The organism is Paenibacillus sp. NPDC058177 (assembly GCF_042883835.1).
In the GTDB taxonomy this organism is placed as follows: Bacteria; Bacillota; Bacilli; order Paenibacillales; family Paenibacillaceae; genus Paenibacillus_AQ; species Paenibacillus_AQ agri.
In genome coordinates this window covers 828,628-854,520 of record NZ_JBHVVB010000002.1, presented here as the reverse complement: position 1 = coordinate 854,520, position 25,893 = coordinate 828,628, and the positions used below count along the sequence as shown (strand labels likewise).

At 44.8% G+C, this 25,893-nt stretch carries 25 protein-coding genes and 2 pseudogenes; 21 read left to right on the top strand and 6 right to left on the bottom strand.

The window, feature by feature from the left end; genetic code table 11:
• Positions 1-46 precede the first annotated feature (46 nt).
• The 4 genes from ACFVU8_RS13840 to ACFVU8_RS13825 all read left to right on the top strand — a co-directional run bounded on the left by ACFVU8_RS13840 (position 47) and on the right by ACFVU8_RS13825 (position 3,160).
• The gene (locus ACFVU8_RS13840; RefSeq protein ID WP_387427922.1) at positions 47-886 is read left to right on the top strand and encodes a DM13 domain-containing protein; all 840 of its coding nucleotides are present in this window, start codon (positions 47-49) and stop codon (positions 884-886) included.
• Positions 887-951: 65 nt separating this feature from the next.
• Positions 952-1,419 (top strand): DoxX family membrane protein, encoded by a 468-nt coding sequence (locus ACFVU8_RS13835; protein WP_387427920.1) that lies wholly within the window; start codon positions 952-954, stop codon positions 1,417-1,419.
• Between the two features lie 6 nt (positions 1,420-1,425).
• Positions 1,426-2,118 (top strand): response regulator transcription factor, encoded by a 693-nt coding sequence (locus tag ACFVU8_RS13830; protein ID WP_387427918.1) that lies wholly within the window; start codon positions 1,426-1,428, stop codon positions 2,116-2,118.
• Between the two features lie 4 nt (positions 2,119-2,122).
• Positions 2,123-3,160, top strand: coding sequence for a sensor histidine kinase (locus ACFVU8_RS13825; protein WP_387427915.1), 1,038 nt, complete (start codon positions 2,123-2,125; stop codon positions 3,158-3,160).
• A 67-nt stretch (positions 3,161-3,227) separates the two neighbouring features.
• Here the strand turns inward: ACFVU8_RS13825 and pdxR are convergent, their stop codons facing one another.
• Positions 3,228-4,631, bottom strand: coding sequence for a MocR-like pyridoxine biosynthesis transcription factor PdxR (gene pdxR, locus ACFVU8_RS13820; RefSeq protein ID WP_387427913.1), 1,404 nt, complete (start codon positions 4,629-4,631; stop codon positions 3,228-3,230).
• A gap of 132 nt (positions 4,632-4,763) precedes the next feature.
• Between pdxR and ACFVU8_RS13815 the strand changes: the two genes are divergently transcribed.
• Entirely contained in the window at positions 4,764-6,029 is a 1,266-nt protein-coding gene (locus ACFVU8_RS13815) for an MFS transporter (RefSeq protein ID WP_387427911.1), read from the top strand.
• Positions 6,030-6,090: 61 nt separating this feature from the next.
• Positions 6,091-6,945 (top strand): NAD-dependent epimerase/dehydratase family protein, encoded by an 855-nt coding sequence (locus tag ACFVU8_RS13810; protein WP_387427909.1) that lies wholly within the window; start codon positions 6,091-6,093, stop codon positions 6,943-6,945.
• Between the two features lie 17 nt (positions 6,946-6,962).
• Here ACFVU8_RS13810 and ACFVU8_RS13805 read toward each other — a convergent pair whose 3' ends face one another.
• Positions 6,963-7,397, bottom strand: coding sequence for a VOC family protein (locus ACFVU8_RS13805; protein WP_175372398.1), 435 nt, complete (start codon positions 7,395-7,397; stop codon positions 6,963-6,965).
• A 158-nt stretch (positions 7,398-7,555) separates the two neighbouring features.
• Here ACFVU8_RS13805 and ACFVU8_RS13800 point away from each other — a divergent pair, with 158 nt between their 5' ends.
• Both ACFVU8_RS13800 and ACFVU8_RS13795 read left to right on the top strand, forming a co-directional pair.
• Positions 7,556-7,861, top strand: coding sequence for an ArsR/SmtB family transcription factor (locus ACFVU8_RS13800; protein ID WP_379468176.1), 306 nt, complete (start codon positions 7,556-7,558; stop codon positions 7,859-7,861).
• 111 nt (positions 7,862-7,972) lie between these two features.
• The gene (locus ACFVU8_RS13795) at positions 7,973-9,151 is read left to right on the top strand and encodes an MFS transporter (protein ID WP_387427908.1); all 1,179 of its coding nucleotides are present in this window, start codon (positions 7,973-7,975) and stop codon (positions 9,149-9,151) included.
• An 89-nt stretch (positions 9,152-9,240) separates the two neighbouring features.
• Here ACFVU8_RS13795 and ACFVU8_RS13790 read toward each other — a convergent pair whose 3' ends face one another.
• The 4 genes from ACFVU8_RS13790 to ACFVU8_RS13775 all read right to left on the bottom strand — a co-directional run bounded on the left by ACFVU8_RS13790 (position 9,241) and on the right by ACFVU8_RS13775 (position 13,782).
• Entirely contained in the window at positions 9,241-9,852 is a 612-nt protein-coding gene (locus ACFVU8_RS13790) for a TetR/AcrR family transcriptional regulator (protein WP_387427905.1), read from the bottom strand.
• A gap of 18 nt (positions 9,853-9,870) precedes the next feature.
• Positions 9,871-10,722 (bottom strand): CPBP family intramembrane glutamic endopeptidase, encoded by an 852-nt coding sequence (locus ACFVU8_RS13785; protein ID WP_387427903.1) that lies wholly within the window; start codon positions 10,720-10,722, stop codon positions 9,871-9,873.
• A gap of 915 nt (positions 10,723-11,637) precedes the next feature.
• Positions 11,638-13,140 carry an alpha/beta hydrolase family protein gene (locus tag ACFVU8_RS13780; RefSeq protein ID WP_387427901.1) on the bottom strand — a complete coding sequence of 501 codons (1,503 nt, stop codon included), beginning with the start codon at positions 13,138-13,140 and terminating at the stop codon, positions 11,638-11,640.
• A gap of 300 nt (positions 13,141-13,440) precedes the next feature.
• Positions 13,441-13,782 carry a winged helix-turn-helix transcriptional regulator gene (locus ACFVU8_RS13775; RefSeq protein WP_066364950.1) on the bottom strand — a complete coding sequence of 114 codons (342 nt, stop codon included), beginning with the start codon at positions 13,780-13,782 and terminating at the stop codon, positions 13,441-13,443.
• A gap of 105 nt (positions 13,783-13,887) precedes the next feature.
• On the opposite strand from ACFVU8_RS13775, the gene ACFVU8_RS13770 reads away from it, so the two are divergent.
• The 13 genes and pseudogenes from ACFVU8_RS13770 to ACFVU8_RS13710 all read left to right on the top strand — a co-directional run bounded on the left by ACFVU8_RS13770 (position 13,888) and on the right by ACFVU8_RS13710 (position 25,879).
• Positions 13,888-14,763: an arginase family protein gene (locus ACFVU8_RS13770; protein ID WP_387427898.1), complete on the top strand. Its 876-nt coding sequence runs from the start codon at positions 13,888-13,890 to the stop codon at positions 14,761-14,763.
• Between the two features lie 139 nt (positions 14,764-14,902).
• Positions 14,903-15,073: pseudogene (locus tag ACFVU8_RS13765) on the top strand (MerR family transcriptional regulator); the annotation flags it as partial.
• A 30-nt stretch (positions 15,074-15,103) separates the two neighbouring features.
• Entirely contained in the window at positions 15,104-15,691 is a 588-nt protein-coding gene (locus tag ACFVU8_RS13760; protein ID WP_387427895.1) for a hypothetical protein, read from the top strand.
• Positions 15,692-15,720: 29 nt separating this feature from the next.
• Complete coding sequence (locus tag ACFVU8_RS13755) at positions 15,721-16,974, top strand: TraB/GumN family protein (protein WP_387427893.1); 1,254 nt, start codon at positions 15,721-15,723, stop codon at positions 16,972-16,974.
• Positions 16,975-17,078: 104 nt separating this feature from the next.
• Positions 17,079-17,390 (top strand): YbjQ family protein, encoded by a 312-nt coding sequence (locus ACFVU8_RS13750; protein ID WP_379194440.1) that lies wholly within the window; start codon positions 17,079-17,081, stop codon positions 17,388-17,390.
• A gap of 444 nt (positions 17,391-17,834) precedes the next feature.
• Positions 17,835-18,599: a MerR family transcriptional regulator gene (locus ACFVU8_RS13745; RefSeq protein ID WP_379468154.1), complete on the top strand. Its 765-nt coding sequence runs from the start codon at positions 17,835-17,837 to the stop codon at positions 18,597-18,599.
• A gap of 190 nt (positions 18,600-18,789) precedes the next feature.
• Entirely contained in the window at positions 18,790-20,049 is a 1,260-nt protein-coding gene (locus tag ACFVU8_RS13740) for a TraB/GumN family protein (protein WP_387427891.1), read from the top strand.
• A gap of 178 nt (positions 20,050-20,227) precedes the next feature.
• Positions 20,228-21,040 (top strand): CPBP family intramembrane glutamic endopeptidase, encoded by an 813-nt coding sequence (locus tag ACFVU8_RS13735; protein WP_387427890.1) that lies wholly within the window; start codon positions 20,228-20,230, stop codon positions 21,038-21,040.
• Positions 21,041-21,189: 149 nt separating this feature from the next.
• Positions 21,190-21,960, top strand: coding sequence for a MerR family transcriptional regulator (locus tag ACFVU8_RS13730; protein ID WP_387427887.1), 771 nt, complete (start codon positions 21,190-21,192; stop codon positions 21,958-21,960).
• Between the two features lie 260 nt (positions 21,961-22,220).
• Positions 22,221-23,480 (top strand): TraB/GumN family protein, encoded by a 1,260-nt coding sequence (locus ACFVU8_RS13725; RefSeq protein WP_387427886.1) that lies wholly within the window; start codon positions 22,221-22,223, stop codon positions 23,478-23,480.
• Positions 23,481-23,692: 212 nt separating this feature from the next.
• Positions 23,693-23,806: pseudogene (locus ACFVU8_RS13720) on the top strand (MerR family transcriptional regulator); the annotation flags it as partial.
• 54 nt (positions 23,807-23,860) lie between these two features.
• Complete coding sequence (locus ACFVU8_RS13715; RefSeq protein WP_387427883.1) at positions 23,861-24,361, top strand: hypothetical protein; 501 nt, start codon at positions 23,861-23,863, stop codon at positions 24,359-24,361.
• 3 nt (positions 24,362-24,364) lie between these two features.
• Positions 24,365-25,879: a DHA2 family efflux MFS transporter permease subunit gene (locus tag ACFVU8_RS13710; protein WP_379468141.1), complete on the top strand. Its 1,515-nt coding sequence runs from the start codon at positions 24,365-24,367 to the stop codon at positions 25,877-25,879.
• Positions 25,880-25,893: the final 14 nt, after the last annotated feature.

The window sequence follows — 25,893 nt, the reverse complement described above, 5'->3', positions numbered from 1 at the left end:
GTAAGCAAAATACAGAATCATAAAACTACTGAGGAGATGACGAAAAATGAAATTATTAGCGACAACAACAGCAATAGTGGCCTTATCCATAGCTTTGGCGGGTTGCGGAGCAGCTAACACAGCATCTAACAAAGCAACTAACACATCCACTACTGGGAATGCGGCCGTAACAGCGACGGCAACCGCCATGCCGGGCTCTGATTCACCTGATAAAGCAGCTTCTAATACCAATGTAGGGAACAGTCAGGAAACTACTGCAATGATGGTGAAGTATGGCATGCTGAGCGGCAGTAACAAGCAAATATCTGAAGGTAATGTGGAAATCAAAGATGGCAAGATCATGCTGACGAATTTCAAAACATCCAAAGGTCCAGACCTCCACATCTACCTGACGAAGGGCAAAGACGTGCAGACGGGTAAGAGCTTGGGCAAGATTGACCTGGAAAAGAGCGAGCAGACCTTCGATCTGGCGGGAGCCAATCTGAACGATTATGATTCCGTTATTATCTACTGCGATAAAGCACATGTTACATTCGGGGCAGCAGATTTGACAGATACACCAATGGATAAACCAGCGACATCTTCGGCAATGGTCACGAAGACGGGCATGCTGAGCGGCAGCAACAAGCAAATATCTGAAGGTAATGTAGAAATCAAGGATGGCAAGGTCATGCTGACGAACTTCAAAACGTCTAAAGGTCCAGACCTCCATATCTACCTGACGAAGGGCAAAGATGTGCAGATGGGTAAGAGCTTGGGCAAAATTGACCTGGAAAAGAGTGAGCAGACCTTCGACTTGGCGGGAGCCAATCTGAATGATTATGATTCCATTGTGATCTACTGCGATAAAGCCCACGTGGTATTTGGCACAGCAGATCTCAGCTAAAATAAATAGGATGGGTACCATACTTATTTTGAGGATGGTACCTTTTTTAAAAGGAGATTATAGTAATGGTAAAGGGCGCTCAAAAAATAGCCGGCTGGATATTAAGTGTAATTCGTGTTCTGTTCGGCTGGATGTGGCTTAGATCCGGTTATGACAAGCTTTCAGGCGGTTTTGGCGTTGAAAGCTTAATCCCGGTCATTGCAGCAAATCATGATTCCCCTGAATGGTACAAAGCATTTTTCAGTCACGTCGTTAGTCCCTTTTCAGGGGTCTTCGATGTTGTAATCCCATGGGGTGAAATCCTTATCGGGATTGGGCTTATAGCGGGTTTATTTATTGTACCTGCGCTAATCATGTCGGTGTTCGTGAATGCTAATTATATATTGGCTGATATGATATTCACCTATCCGACGGATATACTTATGGCAACCATACTTCTTACGGGAAAGAGGCTTACCTCTTACGTGAGTGTGGAACGCTGGCTTTATGCGAAATGGCGGAAAGACTGGAATGGTGCAGAAAAAAGGATGTGATCATCGTTGTTATCTATATTGATTGTTGATGACGAACAACCCATAGTAGATGTTTGTAAGTTATATTTACAGAATGATGGCTATAGGGTATATACGGCGAGCAATGGAGAAGAAGCTATGCATGTTGTTCATAACCATGCTATCGATTTTATAATCATTGATGTGATGATGCCTAAAATGAATGGCTATGAATTCATAGAGTCGCTCCAAAATCAAGGTTTAGATATTCCATTTTTATTTTTGACTGCTCTAAATCAGGAGAAAGATACGTTATACGGGCTGACTTTAGGGGCAGATGATTATATGACCAAGCCATTCAGCCCACGAGAGCTTGTTTTCCGCATAAAAAATATTATCAAGCGATCCCAAAAGTCGAAGCCTCGAGTAGCCAGCCTTAATGAAGGGGAATTGTATCTGAACCGGGAAGAGCGGGTGGCAAAACTTTATGGAGAGACGCTTGATCTCACCAATAAAGAATTTGATCTGTTGTGGTTCCTTGCTCAGGAGAAGCATCGCGTTATTCCAAAGTCGGAATTATTGAAAGAAGTGTGGGGTTATGAATACTATGAGGACGCCAATACCGTCAATGTTCATATCCATCATTTGCGAGAGAAGATCGCTTCAAAAGCCGGTCAGGAGCCGATATTCATTAAAACCGTGTGGGGTCTGGGATATCAGTTCAAAAGAGAAGGAGAGTAGTGTCATGAAATTGCGGACATTGATTTTTTTATCGTATCTGATTAGTTTAATCATCGTGACACTGCTGCTATTTGTTGCGTATAAACAGATGTTCCTGGACTATGACAGGCTCAGGATGGCAATGATGATTACGGTTTCGTCCAGCGTACTGTCATTGTTGATTAATTCACTGTTTATCTTCCCTATGACACGGCATATTGCCCAGCTGAACCGGCAGAGTCAGGGGATCTCCAAAGGGCACTATGATCAACATTTAAATAAGAGCCGGGTAGTGGAGTTAAGAGAGCTTGCTGAATCTATGAACGATATGGGACTTGAAATTAAAGCGAAAATCAAAGCCCTTCAGGACGAAGAGCGCCGCCGGAATGAACTGATTGCTAATCTATCCCATGATATTAAAACCCCAATTGCCTCTATCCGGTCTTACTCGGAGGCTCTGGTCGATGAAGTGGTCACTGATCCCACCGAGGTTCGGAACTATTTGCTTGGAATTGGGAAGCAAACGGAGCGGGTGGTTTCATTTGCCAATGAGCTATTGGCTATCGCGGCCATAGACGATAAGGAAATTGCTTATAAGCCGGAAGTTGTATGGATTGATCAGCTGATCCTGGATACCTTGCAAGCATTTGAAGCCCAAATCTCGCGAGAGAACCGGCTAATTGATGTACAAATTAACGAGGACTGTGTATCTGTTGTAACAGACAAGGTGTGTATTCAACGGATTCTATATAATTTAGTAGGAAATGCTATCAAATTCTCCAAACCAGGAACCAGTATTAAGCTTCATATCTATTGTGATAATACGTTCACGTATATGGAAGTTAAAGACGAAGGAATTGGAATTCCTGAAGATGAACTGGAAAGAATTTTCGAACGATTTTATCGTGTTGAAAAATCCCGAAATCAGCAGTACGGTGGCTCTGGATTAGGACTTGCGATTGCCAAGGAGCTGACCGAATTCATCCATGGCAAACTGACAGTGTCTTCGGGCCAAGGGATAGGAAGTATTTTTATTGTTCAGATTCCGAATCAACGGGTGTAAGCCGCGGCAGCCTAGATCTATTCTTCTTGGCAGCCGCGGTTTCCTGTGTTCGTGCAACAAGATAAAGTTATAACAAATCGGCAATCGTTCTGATCCCCTCCGCAATTTGTGACTCCGTTACATTACCGAACCCCATAATCAGACTCTCTTCGTATTTTCCTTTGGCGATGGTATATCTCTCTGCAGGATAAATTTTAATATTACGTTCTTCAAGCTGCGCAGCAGTTAGTGAATCAAACTGGCAGCCGGGCAATTTGGCAACTAGATGCAAGCCTGCAGCATCACCTGAAATATTCACTTTGTGGCCAAATGCTTCCGTCAGAGCGGAGATGAGTCGCTTCCGTCTTTTACCGTAAATACGCTTCATACGGGTGATGTGACGTTCCAGATGGCGGTCGGCGATAAACCGCGCTAGTGTGATTTGGGACAAGGTCGGACATTGCATGTCCGTCATTCGCTTTAGCCGAAGCAGAGGGTCGATTAATTCCTGGGGAACTACCATATAACCTAAGCGTAGTGATGGATATAAATTTTTGCTGAAAGTCCCAACATAGACTACTCGCTGTGAGTCGAGCTCTCTGAGGGCATGAACCGGCATTCCGGCATAACGGAATTCACTGTCGTAATCGTCTTCGATAATATAGCTTCCGGTTTGCCGGGCGTAGTCGAGTAGTTGAATACGTCTGCTGATGGACAGGATGCTACCGAATGGGAACTGGTGCGAAGGTGTAACGAAGATGCACTTAGGTTGTACATGAGTTGGCAAGCCTTCGACACACAAGCCGTGATCATCGACGGGAACGGGGATAATATCGGCACCTGTTGCTGCAAAAATACTATGGATGAAGCTGGCGGTAGGATCTTCTATTGCTACTGCGTCTTCCGGATTTAATAAAAGTTTGCATAGTAAGGAGATGGCCTGGGTAGCTCCGGCTGTCACGATCACCTGCGAAGGTGAACATTGTATTCCTTTGGCATCCAGTAGATACCGGCAAATATTTGCCCGAAGCAGCCTATTACCTGCCGGATCTTCATCATAACCAAAATTAGAAGCGTAGGCCTGATCATAGACGCTCAGCGTAACTTCTTTCCACTTTTTATGCGGGATATGTTCAAGTGAAGGAAAGCTCGGACGAAAATCAATGCCGTTGAAAGAAGGTGCGAGTTCTGGAGAAGTCATTTCATTTGAAGACTCTGGATCTATGGACTGCGCCTGAACCGGCCTGCTTGCTCCTAAATCCAAGACATAGGTACCGGATCCTTGGCGACCTTCCAAATAACCTTCGGCGATGAGCTGTTCATACACTTCGACGATAAGAGCCCGCGACACCCCTAATTCACTTGCCAGATCTCGCGTTGACGGGAGGCTGCTTCCCGCTGCATATCTGCCTGAAAAAATACGTTCCCGGAGCAGCGTATAGATTTGTTTTGTTTTTGTATCGGCTATAAAAGTCCCCAAGGAATCGGTCATACATAGCGCTCCTTCCTATATTGAAATTGGTATGCCAATATTGGTGTAAGAGTGGTACTTATTCATACCAATTTAACATGCTAACATGAATCTTGTCAGCACGAAATCATTACGGAAGGAAGAGATCAGCCGATGAGTGAACGACAAAATAATCCCCGGGCACCTTCGAGGCAAGATCATGCCGATGCAGTAAACGAACGGATGGTGAGCAAGGATAGCAAGGATAGCAAGGTAGCTACTTGGTTGGCGGTCGCAGCCCTCTTTATGGCATCACTTAATTTGCGTCCGGCGGTTACTTCCATCGCTCCTGTGCTGGAAAGTATTCGAAACGATCTCGGCATAAGCGGAGTAGCTGCCAGCTTGCTCGTCTCGATCCCTGTTCTATGTATGGGGCTTCTCTCGCCATTGTCTGTTCGTTTTGGACAGCGGCTGGGAAATGAACGGGTGATTGCCTGGTCGCTAGTTCTGATTGGCGGAAGTACCCTGTTACGTATCGTCGTTCATACCGAAGCCTTGTTATTTTTAACGACCTTATTAGCGGGTATTGGTATTGCAACCATGGGACCTTTGCTGTCGGGTTTTATTAAAAAGCATTTGGCAGGTAGGATGCCGCTTATGATTGCACTCTATTCCATGGCCTTATCGCTTGGTGCGGCGCTGGGCTCCACTTTCTCTGCCCCTTTTCAAAGCAAATTTCATTCGTGGCAAACGGCACTTTCGTTCTGGGCCATACTGGCCATTGCGGCTGTACCGTTTTGGTTGGGAATTCTGCGGCGTAGCAATGTTCGTACTGAGGTGGCGGCTGTACCTGGGACATCGAAATTACCGTGGAAAAATAAGAAGGCGTGGCTGCTTTCCATCCATTTTGGACTCTTGGCTATGGTTTTTTACTCCATCATGGGTTGGTTGCCGCTGATCCTGATTAACGCAGGGGATTCACATTTGCATGCAGGGATGATGCTGACGGTGTTTGCTGTGGTTCAAATTCCGAGCGGGCTTATGCTACAGATGCTGCTACGCCGCTTCCCGTCCCGGAGGACATGGCTGTTGGTCTCGACTTCCATGCAGGGGATCGGTCTTGCCTTTCTTTTCAGTTCCATGCTGTATTGGCCAGCGGTTCTCCTCTGCGGATTTGGCTCGGGGATGTTATTTGCTCTAGGTAATTTGCTTCCAATTGAAGCAGCGTCAAGTCCTGAAGAAGCGGCCTCTTGGGCAGCGATGACTCAATCGGTGGGGTATTTAATAGGCGCGGCAGGCCCGATCCTGATTGGCTTTGTTTTCGACAGTATGGGGCAGTTCAGCCTGGGGATACTAGGCATGATCTTGGTTTCACTCCTTATGCTAATGCTTCAAATATTCATAGTTCCGCGAAATGAAAAAGAGAAAGCGAGGTTCTGAGCTTCTCCGTAATTGGTGAACATCGCGCTTAATCATATATAAATTTGGAGGTTTTTCGATTATGAAAATTTTTGTAGCTGGTTCTACCGGAGTTATTGGACGTATTCTGCTTCCAAAGTTAGTGAAAGCTGGTCACGAAGTGATCGGAATGACGCATAACCCGGAGCAACAGAAGACGATTGAAACATTGGGCGCAAAGTCTATCATTGTAGATGCCTTTGACCGGGAGGGAATGATTAAAGCTCTTGGAGAGATCCAGCCGGAAGTGGTCATTCATCAGCTTACCTCACTCAGTAATTGGAGCTCTGCGGATAATGCGCGGATTAGAATCGAAGGGACCCGGAATCTAGTGGATGCTGCTAAGCAGGCGGGCGTTAAAAAAATCATCGCTCAGAGCATCTCTTGGGCTTACGAACCGGGCGATTCCCCTGCTACGGAAGAAGTCTCCTTGGATATCCAAGCACCTTCGCCACGGAAAACAACAATTGATGGCATTATCGCGCTGGAAGGGGCGGTTGCAGAGATTCCAGATCACGTGATTCTCCGTTACGGTACACTTTATGGACCAGATACCTGGTATGACATTAGGGGTGTGATGGCAGAAAAAGCGCGGAACAGCGAGCTGCCCGCAACAGACGGAGAGTCCTCTTTCGTACATGTCGAAGATGCGGCGGAAGCGGCCTTCTTGGCCTTGAATTGGCAGGCAGGAACTTTGAATATTGTAGATGATGAGCCTGCCCCAGGTACAGAATGGGTACCAGTCTATGCTAAAGCTTTACATGCGCCTGCACCTGAAGTTCAAGCGGGCGGTGCCGGCTGGGAACGCGGGGCTTCGAATGTCAAAGCACGGAATGAGTACGGCTGGAAGCCGAAATATCCGACATGGAGAACGGGATTTGTACAAGTGTTGAGCTAAAAAGCTGATTCGAGCCCTTAAGATTCCTTACAGGGAGATTCGCTGAATTTAAGCACAGCTAAGTCAGGGTAACTGTTAATTTCTAATTGGTGGCCATCAGGGTCATACATAATAAAATCTTGGTATGGCCCATTTTTTCCGTCACCGTATTTAGTTATTTCGCCTACAGCAATATTTTTATTTTTTAAATCTTCATGTAGAGCTTCCAAATTGGATGTTTTAAAACTTAACACAGCGCAATTTTCGTTATTGATAGAGAACCTTATGGGTTGGTTCGCAGAAGTTTTCTTTAAGAATAATAACGGGCCTGCAAATAGTCTTAGATTGGCTGCCTCCGGTTCCTCCCAAATGACCTGGTAACCTAATGTATTTACGTACCAATCAACAGACCTTCGAATATCAGTAACAGGTAAATAAATCTGAACTATTTGGTTGTGAATATTTGGATTCATAGTTTACAGCTCCTTAAGATATTGGATTTCATTTGTTACCTCATCTGATTCTAGAATAACATATTTTTACATGTGCTTGAACTTTATTGGATCAATAACTAATAATCTTAACAAGATCTCGCATTGACATATCGGTAATTATCGATATAATAGCTGATATGGACACTATCGAGATTTTAAAAGCATTGTCTAACGAGTCCCGTCTCCAAATTTTGCAATGGTTGAAGGAACCTGAAAAGCATTTTAACCCCCATGAAGGGATTGATATGAGAACAATCGGGGTATGCGTCGGTCAGGTGACTGATAAATTGAACATGACACAATCCACCACTTCCCAATACTTGACGACTCTGCAACGAGCAGGGCTCATCACCAGTGAGCGCATAGGCAAGTATACGTATTACAAAAGGGATGAGGGGAAAATTAGCGAAGCATTGGCTTTGTTGAAAGGCGAGCTTGAATAAAGCACAAACGGCGGAATTCGGTGAAGTGATCTTCACCGCTTTTCCGCTTAAAGCCTGCCAAAACGCATCGACAATTTTAAATATATCAATTTGTTAAAGGGGAAAACATCAATGAAAGGCACATGGAAAGTATACTTATTGGCGCTTGTCAGTTTTTTGGTGGGGACATCCGAATATGTGATTTCGGGTATTTTAGATAAGATTTCGTTATCTTTAGATATATCGATTACTTCGGCGGGGCAATTGGTAACGATTTTCTCATTCATTTATGCTATTTGTACGCCAGTGGTTATGGCTTTGACCGCGAAGATTGAACGACAGAAGTTACTGGTTGCCGCACTGGGCGTTTTTGTGATAGCTAATGTGCTGGCGTTTGTGCTGCCGGGATTTGAACTTTTTATTGTCGCAAGGGCATTGATGGCTTTAGGTGCGGGGACCGTCGTTGTATCAGCACTGGCTATCGCCGCCAAAATTGCACCCGAGGGTAAACAGGCCAGTTCGATTGCCAATGTCACCATGGGGTTCACCCTGTCATTAATTATTGGTGTCCCGCTCGGGCGAATGATTGCTGCTGAATTTGGATGGAGATCGGTATTTGGCCTTCTATCTTTGGCGGGGCTGTTGGTCATGATCGTTTTATACTTCAGTCTTCCTCGTGTGAAAGGTGATGCCCCTGTACCCCTTTCCAAGCAGCTGGGCTTCCTTAAAAATAGCAGGGTTGCGCTCGGACTTGCGATCACCTTCTTTTGGCTGGGCGGTTACTCGATCGCTTATACGTACATTTCATCTTATCTTCTTACGGTTGTGGGTTTAAATGAAAATATACTGAGCAGCGTTTTATTGGCTTTTGGTATCGCCAGCTTGATCGGTTCCAAATTCGGTGGTTATAGCGCCGATAAATGGGGCGTTGCCCGTACCTTGGGTGGGGGAATGACACTGCATGTATTGGCCTTAATTTTACTAACGGTTAGTGTTATGTTTACAAATTCGTGGATACCGATTGTTGTTATCCTGATGCTGTGGTCGTTCGCGGCTTGGTCTTCAGGTCCTACTCAGCAGTATAACATGGTGCGAATTGAACCGAATTATTCAGGCGTGATGCTGAGCCTCAATCAATCCACGATGCAATTATCAATGGCTGCAGGGGCTGGGATTGGCGGGATCGTTGTCAATCAAAGTTCCTTATCGCATATCACATGGGTTGGCGCGATCAGTGTATTCATTGCCATTCTGGCCTCGTTCTTCTTGAATGCAAAAATGAAACAAAAGGCACTCACATCTCGCAATTAATAGCTAGCACGCAAGAGGTTCCTGATCTGCTTTTTTCAAGCGGAGCAGGAACCTTTTCAATATCCTCTAAGTGGAATTAGCAATAGTCCTTAGCTGGTACCATCAATGGAAATCCCCTTTAACAGCAGCTTGATCGCATTGACATGCAGGGCGGCATATTCGTCCCCGCTTAATTTTTCTGGCTTCGCCAGGCAGAGGTGTGTTGCCCCAGTCAAGGTGGAAATCACACTAAAACTCAACGATTCGAAATCCTCATTAATGAAAACACCCTGCTGTACCCCTTGTTGCAGCACTTCTCGAATAGCACGATAGACTACTTCTACAATCTCTCTCAATGTAACCAATGCTTCGGAATCGCTGGAAAGTGTTCTTCCGTACTCTTCAAGAGCTTGGATTAAGGGGTTTTCACATTCTCTTCCGAATGAATCCGCCATTTCAAGCAACTGTTCGCTAGGGGATGTGGATCTTTCGGCCAAACTAAGCCACTTTTGTGAGGATTCTTCGGAATACTGAGACAGCAACTGGAGAAAGAGGACCTCTTTATTTTTAAAATGATGATATAAATTGCCTTTACTCATCTGTGTCTGTGTACATAAGTCGTCCATTGTAGCCCGATCATAACCTTTTTCAATAAATAACAGCTTGGCATGGTTTAAAATAATTGCTTTTGCTTCTTCTGCCGGCAATCGTCTTCTGGTCATAAGTCCCTCCTGGGAACCTTACGAACGGTTCCTTCTATGCTTGAAAAGCTGAAAAACGCTATATGAGATAACGATAGCAAAAATCCCGCAGAATGCAAACGGCATATCCAGCGTGTGGCGGTAAACGATACTTTGCAGCCCCATATGATCCGCCGTCGATGTACCATATCCCCAAATCGTGAAATTAAAAATGTTCGTGGCAAAATGGATGCCTGTCGTAGCAGCCAGACCATTGGTGCGATAAGCAACGATTCCGAGAAAGAATGCCCCCATCAAGTAATATAACGGTCCCCAAATGCCGTTGCTGAGCATCTCAGGATTCAAACCATGGACCAGGGCGAAGGTGAGGGAGGAGATAAAGATCGACCAGAATGCGCCGCCTTTTAATGATCTGAACATCCGGTACATGTAGCCTCTGAACAGTATCTCTTCTGAAGCACTTTGAACAAAAATCAAAGGGATGACAACAATGAATACGCCTAACCAGCGAAGCGGATCAAAATGAAGCGTAAAAGCTTGCGGATGTACGCCGATATCGACAAGTAAATACAGGATCAGTGCTGCGAAATACCATGAAAAATAAGTCGCGAATTTTCGGAAATCGGGCCGTTTCTTTTCAAACAAAAATGTTCGAAAAGGAATCTTGAAGAAATACCTGGTGATAAGGAAGACTCCAAGAATCAGGAACCAAAAGGTTAAAAAAAGCGCGATAAAACTAGGTAAGCCTGAGCGTGTAGCAGGAATCAAGGAGTTCACTAAATTTAACCATAAAAATGAACCTCCTTGCCAAATGACAAAAATGAGGATGAATCCCGCTAAGGATTTGAGGCCGAAAGGGATCTTCGGCTGAAGACCATAATTTTTTTCCATAACATGCACCCGTTTCTTGTTATTATACCGACTATAGAGTCGGTAGTTACAATATAGAGGCATCATCTCATTCTGTCAACTGGGTACAAGAGCTTGAAGTTGCTATCGCGTGCTGAAGATTTGACAATCATGTTTACAACAATCAGAATGCAAGACGACTTCTATGAAGCTGTAGATGCAAAATGGCGGAGTCCACACAGTTGGCGGCAGATAAGCATTTATTGGTGAATTCATGGATAATTATGGGGATTTATGGATATATTCACTCTGTTGTCGAAGGATATGGCACAAAGGGGAGTTGAAGAAGGTGAGCAAACAAGGGGATGAAGCCATTAAGGGTGATATTGCAAAAATTAAATCGATAAACAGTCTGTTATAGAAAGCATTAACAAAACAAACATAGCTAAGAAAAAAGAGAGCGCAAACAAGAAGGATAATTAACGGCATTTTTGTACCTTAAATTCTCTGCAGCGAGGGGTTAGTGGAGATTAAGTGCAATATTGTACCTTAAATCTTCCAGAATAGCCCAATCAGCGTGATTTTTAGAAAAATAGGATACAAAAATGCCCTTATTTTACTCATATGTCTATATTTGAGGAAAATAAGGCACAAAAATGCCGTTAGTTGAAGAAATCACTCCTCTTTTTCACTGTTAAGACGACTGGTGCCTCTACAACTGATCTATTCGTTCCTGATGACTGGTAGACCGCCTCTTGCGCATAGCGATGTCGCCATTTCACTAAGGTGGTAACACTGATGTTATGTTTTTTGCTACTATCACACGGCTGCTTTGGCCTGCTCTTAACTCATGTATGATGGCTAGTTTCTCAATCGACTCCCCGTCAAGTAGCGGTTTATTTGTTAAACCTGTCTACTTGACGGGGAGCATATCAAAATCGGTAGCCTGTTCCTTAATTACAATAGTGGGGTTCCGAACTTCATCTCCGGAAAGCGGCTATCCGGTCCTTTCATTAAGGTTCCGCCTTGATTTTTCAGATACATATCGAAGAAATCCAGCATATAGGCATTGATAACGGAGTTCGCTCTTTCGGGCGCAATCTTTCCTGTAATGCCCAGCATTTTGAAAATCGGAGAAATGTATTGTACGTCGGTAAAGTTCAAATGCTCCGAATTTTCGATATAGAGGAATTGTCCCCCTGAGTCGGCCGATTCGCGCATCCGTTCAAGCTCTAGCTTTTTGTCTTCCGTTACTTGATCCATCCACTCTTTTGTGTTGCCCATCCGTTTAAGCTCTGCCTCCGTGTAGGCATGGTTATCCAGTACCTTCTTTAATCTTTCGAATTCGCTTTGCGAGTTCATGAACAAGAACGGCTTTCTTAGACCCTCTCTGTCACGGAGCCGATAAAGCGCGCCATCCAAGTCTATTCCAACCGCGATTCGCGGATCGTAAGCAGCGTCATAGGCCGTCGCTCCGCCGATGGAATGACCGAACACCCCGACATGACCGAGGTCAATCTTCCCTTTTAAATGACTTGGAATCTGCCCCGATTGAATGAGCTCGAATTGGTCCAATGTAAACGTCACATCGTCGGTTAACACCTTTCCGAGCTTGTCGCGGTTTCCGCTTTCCGTCCGGTAATCATGGTCGGGCGAGAATAAGCCGTTGGTTGAGCTAGTTGTGATTCGACCGTCCGGAAACTCGGTTGCAAATGTATTGTAGGTGTGGTCGATCACGGCCACGATATATCCGTGACTCGCGAGATTTTCGGCTTGCGAAGTGTGGAGGAACCTGGAAGAGCCGAAGCCGGGATTTGCAAGGATCAGCGGGTATGAAGTCTGTGCCGAAGAGACTTCGGCCTCCGAATAAGCATGACTGGATACGTACTTCAGGTGTTGCAAAGTAAACCCGGGAAGGCCATAGTTTGCAGCCATATAACTTAAAATCTGGGTATCGGGAATCAAGGGAGCGTACTTGCCGGTGCCAGCTTGAGCGGGATACCATACCTGAACCATCAATTCTCTCTTACTACCTCTGGCGTCTCCGAAAATCTCTTCCCTATTGGGATCCACGAAATGAAAAGCTTGTGTTCCCACCTTAAATTCGCCTGCTGGTTCAGGCAGTTTAAATACAGGAAAAGCATACATGAGACCCGCAGTTACGACCAGCATTGTCGCTATAGCGGTATAAGCTAAACCTAGCAAGACTCGCGGGATCTTTTTGGGTCCGGTTTTTTTAAAATAGCTATAACCTGAAATGGCTAAGAAAATGATCGTTATGCAATATGGGAAAAATAGCTGAACTCTGTATCCTTCTACCGTCAAATGAATGACCATTAAAAGTGTGGCGATCCCGCTTGCAACGAATACTGGAATTCTACGCTGTCCTTTTTTTAATAGGACTGTTAATGCAAACAAGCCGATGTTTGACACAAAAAGCAACAGTTCAAACAGCCTCATCTCGATTCTCCTTTTAAAAAAATTCTATTTTTATTTGTTCCAATCTTATCCTGCAAGACTGGCCTGAACTATCGATTTGCCTTACATCTACCTTACAGCTACCTTAAAGTTAACTTACAATTTTGTAATTCGATCTTGTGGTCCGGGAATGCGATTCCAACACAATATACGGAATATGTACGTGATGCAGCTCATGGCAATGTAACAACAATTCGTGTTCCTGTGCAGGGTTTGACGCTTACGAATAAAAAAGAAAGCTGCAGGTTTATTAACCCTGCAGCTTTCTTTGCGGTAGTAAATTTAATGCTCCTGATGCTGTACTCCCCACTCACATAACCCTTCCAACACAGGCAATAAGGTTTCGGCTTTTTCTGTAAGACTATATTCGACCTTTGGGGGAACTTGAGGGTATTCTACCCGTTTTACCATGCCATCTGCTTCCAACTCTTTAAGCTGTGAACTGAGCATTTTATATGTGATCGCTCCAACCTGTCTCTTCAGATCATTAAAGCGAACCGGCTGGTTTTCGGCGAGGAGATAAATGAGAACCATTTTCCATTTTCCTCCGATAATCGATAATGTATAACCAAAAGGCGTATCTTGAATATGTTTAACTTTACCTTTATATTCAGCCATACTCATGTTTACACTATCCTTTCTGATAGTACCTATCAATATTGTGCGTACTATTTTTTTGTATGCTCACATTCTATACTAGCCTTACTTTAAATAAAAGGAGAGAAAAAAATGACTAAGCAAACCATACGCTTGCTGATGCCGCAATGGCAAGGGGGAAATAATCCTAACTATTCTTTTGGAGCTGAACTGCTTGCTTGGCTCGCTCCTGATAATGATCAGCCCCTTATTCAAGTTCCTGTTCAGGCTTATGACGGAACTCCGATTGAGAACGAGAACGGTATCTATGGAAGAAAACAGCTGCTTGCACAATTAGAGGCGGCTCATCATATCATTGATGCGCATAAGCCAGATCGTATCGTTATGTTTGGTGGTGACTGTTTAGTTGAACAAGCCCCATTTGCCTATTTGAACGAACGATACAACGGGGAATTAGGTTTGATCTGGATCGATGCTCACACTGATTTAGGGAGAATTGTAGGATATGATTATGGACACACCTTACCTCTTGGCAACTTGTTGGGAGAAGGCGATGAAGAATTCGTCAAACATGTGAAGATGCCGCTAAAGACTGAAAATGTGTTTATTGCAGGTATAAATGAACAAACGGATTTTGATGCAGAAATCATTCAACGACTAGGGATTAGAACCGCTGGAACCGAGGAGCTAACAAACAGCACTGAATCTATAAAAGAATGGATTAAACAGAATAACATTAAGCATCTGGCCATTCATATTGATCTGGATGTGCTTGACCCTAAGGCATTTCGATCTTTGATCTTTGCTAACCCTGAAGCACATTATGATTTTTCAGCTGCTGGAACTATGCAAATGCCGGGACTCCTTAAGCTGCTTAAAGAGCTATCTGAAGAAACAGATGTAGTTGGATTAGGTATTACAGAGCATATGCCGTGGGATGCTATGAACTTGAAGGAACTGCTTAGCGAAATACCAATTTTAAATAATAAGTTATTAGCGATAAAATAATCGTTCTTGTCTAATAAATACAGCAAAGATCCGCGACACACGCGGGTCTTTTTAGTTTAATGTTTGTTCTCTGGATAACATATAAAAGAATGCTTGCGCCTGACGTTACGTCAGGTGCTACACTGACGTTAGAAAGGAGCTGAGAAAAATAAGTAAGACGTATTATACGATTGGTTCATTCGCCAAACTGACCTCGACAACGGTACGTACGCTGCACTTCTATGATCAAAAGGGGCTGCTCAAGCCAAGCGGCTACAATGAGCAGGGCCACCGGACCTATACGGATGACGATTTGTTCCGACTCCATCAGATATTGACCTTAAAATATTTAGATTATTCCTTGGACGAAATTGGAAAGTATTTGGAGCAGGACAGCAAGAATTTTAAGACTTCTCTGGAGAGGCAATACGAGCTGTTAATGGAGAAGCAGCAGCATATCCAGCGCGTTGTGGCTTCGGTTGAACGGGTAAAAGCGATTGTTAAGGATAACGACACGATGGATCCCGCACTCATTATGCTGCTGATTCATTCCATTCAGCACGAGGAAGCGCAGAAGCAGTGGTTCTCCGATCGTGTGCCGGATGAGGTCGTACAATCGGTGTTTATGAGTGAATCAAGTGTAGAAGAACGGATCCGGGTAGAACGTGAGTTTACGTTAGAGATAAACGATCTGATGGTGATGTACAAGCAAGGACTGCCGCCGGAGCATCCCCTTGTACAGGAGCATGCCTTTACGCTGTTTATGATGATCGAACGGATGCTCGGACAAGAGCTGTGGAATAGCGAGACCGGAAAAGTGCTGGAAGAGATGGACCCGCAGCTCTTTCCGAACCTGGAACAAGACTTTAAGAACTACTTGATTGAAGCGTTTGGTCATATGTTGATTCGGCAATGGGGAGAAATAGAAAAAGAAAAAGAAAAAGAGTAGGTCACTTCGACAGAAGGAGCTGTATATCAATGAAAAAACTTAGCGCTACCATACTAACCCTGGGCCTGCTTACCTCTGGACTTTCTTCCGCTCATGCAGCTGAGAAGGCCTCGTCCGTATGGCTAAACGGTGAGCAGATCCAGTTCAGCAATTCCGCACCAATTGTAGAAAAAGGGGTGACCCTTGTCCCACTCCGTCCTCTTCTGGAGAAGCTGGGCGTCAATGTGAAATGGGATCAAGCGACGCATACCGTCAGCGGCTCCAAAGGAAGCCTTTCCTTGTCCCTGAAGATTGGCAGCACAAACGCCACTGCAAACGGCAAAGCCGTCAAGCTGGATGCAGCGCCAAAGCAAATCCGGAATGTAACCTATGTGCCGCTACGCTTTGTCGCTGAAACTACAGGTTATCAAGTGGCCTGGAATCAATCACTGCGCAAGGTTACTCTTACATCGAAGCAGCATTCCGAAGGCCGCGGCTTTCTGTGGAAGGTGGAGAATAAAGGTAACACGGTGTATGTGATGGGTTCAATCCATCATGTACCCGAAGGAATGTATCCGCTGCGTCCGGAGATTGAGAATGCGTTAAAAGCTGCCAACTACTTAGGGGGAGAGGTCGATATGTCGACAGTCACTTCCGAAGATTTACAAAAACAGGTATTGGAATTGGGTGTTTATAAAGACGGAACCACACTGAAGGATCATATCTCTGCAGACACGTATAAAAAAGTTACCTCATTCCTGAAAGCCAATGGAATGCCCGAAAATAGCTTCGATATTTTCAAGTCATGGTTCGTCACACAACAGATCATGAACATTCAAGTTGCAAAGGATGGCTTTACGCCAGAAAAAGGGATTGATAATTATCTGATTGAAAAGGCTAATGAAGCAAAAAAACCGATAGTCTCACTAGAAACTATGGAGTCCCAGATGAAAATGAACAACAATTTCTCAGACGCCTTGCAGGAAAGGCTGCTGCTGCAGAACCTGGACCCTAAATCTGTGACGCCTCCTTCTCCGGATGTATCGATAGATTATCTGAACAAAATATGGCTTCAGGGCGATGAAAAAGCTTTGAATGAGTTCACCACTACTGGCTGGGATGCTGAATACTTCCAAGGTCTAATCAATGACCGCAACGAAGAAATGACCAAGAAGATTAAAGGCTATCTGAATGGTGATAAAAAAGAGACTTACCTGGTTGTCGTTGGAATGCTGCATTTGCTGGGTAATGAAGGAATCGTTCCATCGCTGGAAAAGGAAGGCTTCAAAGTAACAAAACAATAGCACTCATTCTTGTTTATTACACGGTAGAGCTAGCCATTAGGTTGGCTCTGTTATTTTCTCCAGGAGTTTAGCTCCAATCCATTTGTTTGTTAGGAGGGAAACACTTGATTATTACAACAACCGCAGTCGTTGAAGGTTCCCCAGTCAGAGAATATGTCGGTGTGGCAACCGGTGAAGTCATTATGGGAGCTAATGTCGGGAGGGATATTCTTGCCTCATTTAGAGATTTGGTAGGCGGGCGTTCGAAAGCCTATGAAACCAAGCTAAGGGAGGCAAGAGACGCGGCCTTCAAAGAAATGACCCAGCACGCTTCGACGATGGGGGCCAACGCTGTAATCGGCGTGGGGATCAATTACGCAGTTGTCCGCCAGGACATGATGATGGTCGCTGTTAGTGGAACAGCAGTTGTTATCTAAGTAGTCGTTCATAATACTGCAGGGCTAACCATTAGGTTAGCCCTATTTTTATTTAGTTTTTTATTATTCAGGCAGCTCCATTTGATATAGGGAGTTTGACTAGGGAGCTCTTTTTTTGACTATATAAGATAAACAAAAGAAAGTAACAAAAAGCGAGAAGGAGTGAAGGGGGAAGTTTGGAACTGTAGGAGCGAAGCGCTCGTCTGAAAGCTTTCCGCAGGAAAGCTCGCATCGGAAGCACAGGCAGTCTCCGGATTTTATCCGCTAATAGCGGTATAATCCAAAAATCTGGAGACAATAACGACCGGAAGTCCAAACATTCCACCGTAGTGACGACCGAGCCCTATGTTAGGATTTTAAGTTCATCTTAAATAGAATAAAAAAAATGCTTGAGTGTAACGTAACGTTACACCTTATACTGATGCTAGAAAGGGGCTGAGAAAGATGAATAAGAGACATTATACCGCTGGTGCATTCGCTAAACTGACCTCAACGACGAAACGGATGCTGCATTTTTATGATAGCAAGGGATTGCTTAAGCCAAGCAGCTACAGCGAAAAGGGATACCGTGCTTATTCCGACGAGGATTTGTTCCGGCTCCATCAAATATTAACCTTAAAATATTTAGACTACTCGTTGGATGAAATCCACGAATATTTGGAGCAGGATGGCAAGGATTTTAATGCTTCTCTGGAGCTGCAATATGAGCTGTTGTTGCAGAAGCAGCAACATATCCAGCGCGTTGTCGATACGGTTGAGCAGGCAAGAGCGATTGTTAAGGACAACCATACGATTGATCCAGAGCTTATTATGCAGATGATTCGTTCCATTCAGCATGAGGAGGAGCAAAAGCAGTGGCTCTCCGAGCGTGTACCGGATTCACTCGTACAATCTATATTTAGTGTTGAAGTAAACCTGCAAACTGAGCTGATGATAGTGTTTAATGATCTACTCGTTATGTCCAAGCAGGGGCTGCCGCCGGATGATCCACTTGTACAGGAGCGCACACTTGCTCTAAAGCTGTTTTTTGAGCAGATACTTGGACACCCGCTAGAGGAACTAGGGACGAACGAGACGGGAAGAGTGCTGAAGGAGGTGGATCCGCAGCTCTTCCCGAACTTTGAGCCTAGCTTTGCGAAATACTTGTCTGAGGCGTTCGTTCATTTGTTCCGTCGTATGTGGGAGGAGAAGATGAAGGAAGAGCAATAGGTTACATCCCCAAACGAAGTTGTCCGTCGACGCATATTGAAGGTTGCTTATAGAGATAGAGATAGAGATAGAGATAGAGATAGAGATAGAGATAAAGACAGATATAGAAATCGGATATAAAAAGGTTGCTTAAGAACTCAAACGATTAAAACTGCGTTTTATTATTCCAACTAGAAGGAGTTATATACCAATGAAAAAAATTAGCGCTGTATTACTTTCCCTGATCTTGCTTACTTCTGCATATTCTTCCGTTCAAGCAGCGGAAAAATCCTTATCCGTAAAGTTAAACGGCGAGCAAATCCAGTTCAGCAACTCCGCACCGATCATTGAAAAAGGAGTGACACTCGTCCCATTGCGTCCGCTCCTGGAAAAGCTGGGTGTCCAAGTGAAATGGGATCAAGCGACTCGTACCGTCAGCGGTTCGAAAGAAGGTCTCTCCTTCTCCCTGAAGATTGGCAGCACGAATGCCACGGTAAACGGGAAAACGGTTAAGCTGGATGCAGCACCAAAGCAAATCAAGAATGTAACGTATGTACCGCTCCGCTTTGCTGCTGAAACTACAGGCTATCAAGTGGCTTGGAATCAATCGCTGCGCCAGGTTAGCCTTACCTCTGGAAAACAATCCGAAAGCAGCAAAGGCTTTTTGTGGAAGGTAGAGAATAAAGGCAACACCGTGTATATGCTTGGTACAATCCACACCGTCGACAAGACTATATACCCGTTGCGTCCGGAGATTGAGAATGCGTTCAATGCTGCTGACTACTTGGGCGTAGAGGTCGACTTTACAAAGGTCGTCCCCGACGAATTAACTAAACTGATAACTGATGTGAGTGAATATAAAGACGGAACCACACTGAAGGATCATATCTCTGCAGCAACCTATAACAAAGTTACCGTATTCCTGAAAGAAAACGGACTACCGGAAAATAGCTTCGATAACATCAAGGCGTGGTACGCTCAGCAACAGATGGGGACCATTCTGGGGGCAAAACAATATTTAGACGAAGGTATGGGTATTGACATGTATTTCATGGGCAAAGCCATCAATACGAAAAAGCCAATTATTGGGCTAGAGACTTTTGAGTCCCAGTACCAGGTCTTCAACAACTTCTCCGACTCTCTACAGGAAAAGCTGCTCCTTCAATTTTTGGATCCAAATTCTTTGCCTTCTTCTGCTACTGAAATGTCGATGGATGATATTCTGAAAGTATGGAAAACTGGCGATGAAAAAAACTTGGTTAAATTTGTCGATGCGCTTCGCTGGGATGATGACTATTTCAAAGGTATGCAGACTGACCGCAATTTAGCAATGGCTGAGAAGATTAAAGGTTATCTGAACAGTGATAAAAAAGAAACGTATATGATTGCCCTTGGCGCTTCACATTTTGCGGGCGACTCTGGTCTGGTTACTATGTTGGAGAAGGCGGGATACAAGGTGGTAAAACAGTAGAATTTAAGTAGCTTTGGGCTGCTATAATTTCCGCATCAGCATGCAGAAATAATACCTCTAACAACGGAGGAACTAATTTTAAAAAGACGATGCAATATATGTTTCTCCAGAAGACAGAGTTAGTAGTACCCGTAGACTAGGAACTGAAAGAAAATATTAATTTATAGTGGGAGTGTTTATGATGTCAATTAATAGGGACAGGCTACAGGAATCTTTGGATCCCGGCCTTCGAGTTCGTCCCCGCGTAAGGTGGGGTGTTCTTGCATATTTCCTCTATAGCGCAGTCTTCTACGCAATCTTCGTGCTTAACGGCGTCGACTACCCGCGAGTGGGCGAGAGTGAGCAGTCCCTTCTTCTCTGGTACGTATTACCGCTGTCCGGCGGTGCCGTGCTGACCATCACAATGGTCACGCTCTACGGATGGTGGCGCCCCAGCCTGGTGGAAAAGCGGCGTCTTTCCGGGTGGACGATGACTCTCCCGATCATCATGATGGTCATCGCGATCGTGAACATGCTGATCGGCGATTTCACCCGTATCACGCCTCTCATGTGGCTGTATCTCATCGTCGGTAGCATCCTGGTCGGCTTCAATGAGGACATGATCAACCGAGGTCAGTTGATAGTCGCTCTGCGCAGCCGATTCGGCGAAACCGGGGTTTGGCTGCTCGCAACAGCGATGTTCGCAGTCTTCCACCTGCCGAACATCTTTCTGGGCATCGGGTTGGTTGCCCTGTACCAGGTAATGATCGCTTTCGGCCTCGGTTCGATCTTCTACCTTGCCCGGCGGTCTACCGGCTCGCTCGTGTTCGCCATGCTCCTGCACGGACTCTGGGACTTCAGCAACTTCGCTACGAATGGCTCGTCGTCGTATCCCATCGCTGGTGCACTAGCTCCGTTGTTGGCGATCGTTGCAGTGATCACGGTTCCGATCATCCTCCGCCGTGAAAGAGGGCGCGATCGCGCCCAAAGTGTGTCACAACCAGCCGGCTGAGTCATACCATCCCTCTCCATTGAATGCTGTTCAGGCAACATCATTCAATTGGAGAGTTTTGGCTATGACTCTTTTTTTGTTGATATGATCAAAGAAATAATGCTTGAGCTTGACGTTACGTCAGGCGTTATACTGACACTAAAAAGGAGATGAGAAAGATAAGTAAGACTTACCATACCATTGGTTCATTCGCTAAATTAACCTCGACGACGGGACGTACGCTGCGCTTTTATGATCGCAAGGGGTTGCTCAAGCCAAGCGGCTATAATGAACAGGGACATCGGATGTATACCGATGAGGATTTGTTTCGACTCCATCAAATATTAACCTTAAAATATTTAGATTACTCCTTGGATGACATCAGCAACTATTTAGAGCAGGACGGTAAGGATTTTAACGCTTCTCTGGAGATGCAATATAATATGCTGCTGCAGAAACAGCAGCATATCCAGCGTGTTGTGGCTACGATAGAACGGGTAAGAGCGCTTGTTAAGGACAATCATACGATCGATGCCGGGCTTATTATGCTAATGATTCATTCCATTCAGCACGAGGAGGAGCAGAAGCAGTGGCTGTCCGATCGTCTGCCGGATGCACTCGTACAATCGATGTTTATGAGTGGTTCAAGCTTGGAGGAACAGCTTGAGTTAGAACGTGAGCTGATGATGACGCTTAATGATCTGCTTGTCATGTTCAAGCAAGGGCTGCCGCCGGATCATCCGCTTGTACAAGAGCATGCGCTTCCTCTGAAGCCGATATACGAGCAGGCGTTTGGACAACCGTTGCAGGAGCTGTGGAAGAACGAAGCGGTAGGAGTTCTGGAGGAGATGGATCCGCAATTGATCTCAGGTCACTTCGATCCGGAATTTAAGAACTATTTGAGTGAGGTGTTTTTTTCATATGATGGTTTCGCTGATTGAAGGAGAGGGCGAATGATTAGGTCCATATAAGTGATAGCTATTCTATATGTTTCGGATTGAATTTTAATTTGATAGAGTCATGCCTAAATTTATTCATCGAATGTTGTCTAAACTACTCCATTCGATAGGGGAATTTCGGTTATGGCTCTTTTTTGTGCTGATATGCCCAAAAGAATGCTTGCGCTTGACGTAACGTCAAGCGATAAGATGATGCTAGAAAGCCACTTTTTATTATTCTAACTAGAAGGAGCTACACACCAATGAAAAAACTTAGTGTTGCATTAATTTCTCTATCCTTGCTTACCTCTGCATTTTCTTCTGTTCAAGCAGCAGAGAAAGCTCTATCTGTAGGACTCAACGGAGAGCAGATCCGGTTCAGCAAATCTGCACCGATCATCGAAAAAGGGGTGACACTCGTTCCCATGCGTACCCTTCTGGAGAAGCTGGGCATTCAAGTGAAATGGGATCAAGCGACCCGTACCGTCAGCGGTTCGAAAGAAGGTCTCTCCTTCTCCCTGAAGATTGGCAGCACTAATGCTACTGCAAACGGCAAAGCAGTCAAGCTCGATGTAGCACCAAAGCAAATCGGGAATGAAACGTATGTGCCGCTCCGCTTTGCCGCTGAAACTGCAGGCTATCAGGTGGCCTGGAATCCGTCACTGCACCAGGTGATGCTGACCTCTGGGAAACAGTCAGAAGGAAGCCATGGATTTATGTGGAAGGTAGAGAACAAAGGCAACACCGTTTATCTGTTAGGTACAGTTCACGTAGCCGACGATAGCATGTACCCGCTGCGTCCAGAGATTGAGCGTGCGCTCAATGATGCTGATGATTTGAGCGTAGAGGTTGACATGTCAAAGATTGATCCCAAAGAAGTACAACAACAGTTAATGGAACTGGGCTTTTATAAAGACGGGGATACGTTGAGTAATCATGTCTCCGCAGAAACGTATGCAAAACTTAAATCATTCTTGAACGCCCGTGAAATGCCGGAAAATAGCTTTGATAACTTAAAGCCGTGGGTGATCCAGGGACAGATTAGTTACTCTAATATTGCAGATGACGGCTTAGAAACGGGAATGGGTATTGACCTGTACCTTATTAATAAGGCCAACAAAGCGAAAAAGCCTGTTATTTCGCTGGAAACTACGGAAGGTAATTACCGGCTTAATAATAGCTACTCCGACGCTCTACAAGAAAGAATTCTACTCCTAAGTCTGGATCCCAAATCTGTGGTTCCCCCTGCTCCGGATGTTCCTGCGGATTTCTTCCCGAAAATATGGAAAGCAGGCGATTATAACGCCTTGGCTGAAGCAAGCAAATCAACTGGCTGGGATCCTGAATATTACAAAGGCATAATGTCCGATCGCAATGTAGCAATGTTCGAGAAGATTAAAGACTATCTGAACAGTGATAAAAAACAAACTCATTTGGTTGCAGTGGGGTCTGGGCACATGCTGGGCGACAAGGGGATTGTTCCATTGCTGGAGCAGGCAGGCTTTAAGGTGAAAAAACATTAGCATGTAGATGATCATCGTTCAAAATACTAAAGGGCTAACCGTGAGGTTAGCCCTTTTTAAAGTTCAAAGAAGTGCTTGCTCCTGACGTAACTTCAGGTGCTATACTGGCGCTAGAAAGGGGGTGGGCACGATAAGTAAGACGTATTATACGATTGGTTCATTTGCAAAACTGACCTCGACCACGGAAGGAACGCTGCGCTGGGTTACTCAAGCCGAGCGGCTACAATGAAAAGGGACATCGTATCTATTCCGATGACGAATTGTTCCGGCTCCATCAAATATTAAACTTAAAATATTTTGATTACTCTTTAGATGAAATCAGCAAGTATTTGGAGCAGGACAGCAAGGATTTTCATGGTTCTCTGGAGATGCAACATGAGTTGTTGCTACAGAAGCAGCAGCATATCCAGCGCGTTGTGGCTACGATTGAAAGAGTTAGAGAGATCGTTAAGGATAACGATACGATTGATCCTGGGCTCCTCATGCTGATGATTCGTTCTGTTCAGCATGAGGAGGAGCAGAGACAGTGGCTCTCCGGTCGTTTGCCGGATACGCTTGTACAATCGATATTTATGAGCGAAGCAAGCCCGGAAGAACGGAACCAGGTAGAACGTGAGATCACAATAGGTCTTAATGATCTGCTCATCCTGTCCAAGCAAGGGCTACAGCCGGAACATCACCTTGTGCAGGAGCGTGCGCTTGCTCTAATGCAAATCATCGAGGAGTGGTTTGGAGAATCACTACAAGGGCTGGGGACCAGCGAAATTGGGAGCGCATTGGAGGAGACGAATTGGCAGCTCTACCCGGGCAGCTTCCCGCCTGATTTTAAGAACTACCTATATGAAGTATTTACCAATCTTAATGGACGAAGTGGAGAGTGAGACATGGAAGCATCTATTCAAACGGATGTAACAAAACAAGTAAAAGCAGCACCCATTCTTATTTCTTTATTATTAGGCGCCTTCATTGGCATGTTTAGCGAAACAGCCCTAAATATTGCACTTCCAGAGCTTATGAAGCAGTTACAAGTCGGCCCGACTACTATCCAGTGGCTGACTACAGGTTATATGTTAGTACTAGGTATTTTAGGTCCAGTGTCTGGTCTGCTGCTTCAATGGTTTACAACGAGACAACTATTTATTGCTGCGCTCTCTTTTTCAACACTAGGCTCAATCATTGCTGGATTAGCGCCTAATTTTGAAGTGCTTCTGGTGGCACGTTTTTTCCAGGCCGCTGGTCTGGCCTTACTTTTACCCCTTATGATGAATGCCATACTGATTCTTTTCCCGGCGGAGAAGCGCGGTGCAGCTATGGGATTGATGGGACTTGTATTGACGCTTGCGCCTGCTTCTGGTCCAACCGTTGCCGGTTTAATTATTGAAAAGCTGTCTTGGCATTGGATTTTCTGGATTTCCGGCACAGTTCTTTTTATCTCACTAATCTTCGGCATAATCTTCTTGAAAAATATATCCGTGATTACACGTCCGAAAATTGATATCCTTTCGCTACTGCTTTCGACAATCGGCTTTGGCAGTCTATTATTCGGCTTCAGCAAAGCCGGCGAGAGTGGCTGGAGTAGTATGTTGGTTATATCTTTTATAATTGTCGGCGTAGCAGCACTTATTCTCTTCACTTGGCGTCAATTGAGTATAGAATCACCGATCATGAATCTCCGTACGTTCCGTTTTCCAATGTTTAGTTTGTCGGTGGTGCTATTCATTGTAGTGATGATGCTGCTTTTGTCATCTATGCTGTTGCTGCCGATGCTTTTACAGAACGGTCTTGGAAAAAACACCTTACAGGCCGGACTGCTCTTGCTACCTGGTACGCTCATTAGTGGTATAATGGGTCCTCTTATGGGTAAAATGTTTGATAAGTATGGACCAAGAAGGCTAATTATACCTGGTCTGATTTTAATTGGTGCCGTTATGTTTCTCTTCTCAACGATTACGGTGAATACCCCAACCGTGTTTATTGTTGCCTTGCACTGTACATTATTGTTAGCTTTGTCGATGGTCATGATGCCAGCACAAACCAATGGGATGAACCAGTTGCCGGCTGAATTTTATCCACACGGTACAGCAATAATGAGTACGCTGCAGCAAGTGGCTGGAGCGATTGGCAGTGCGCTGGCGATGACGATGCTAGCGACAGGTCAAGTAAACTATTTGCGTGATCAAGGATTTGATATGAGTAATGGGCTTAATCTTGCTCAACTAGATTCTGCGATGTTAGCTCATTTGCCTTCTTCCTTTGTTTTTGGCATCAAAGGCGCCTTTATTTTTGCTGGTGTCATGTCGATTATCGCCCTGTTCATCTCGTTATTTATGAAGCGTGTCAAACCAAACGAACAAGAGGCAGGATTAAATCAACCTGAAAGTGGTACTGTTCTCCATTAGTAAGACAGGCTTCA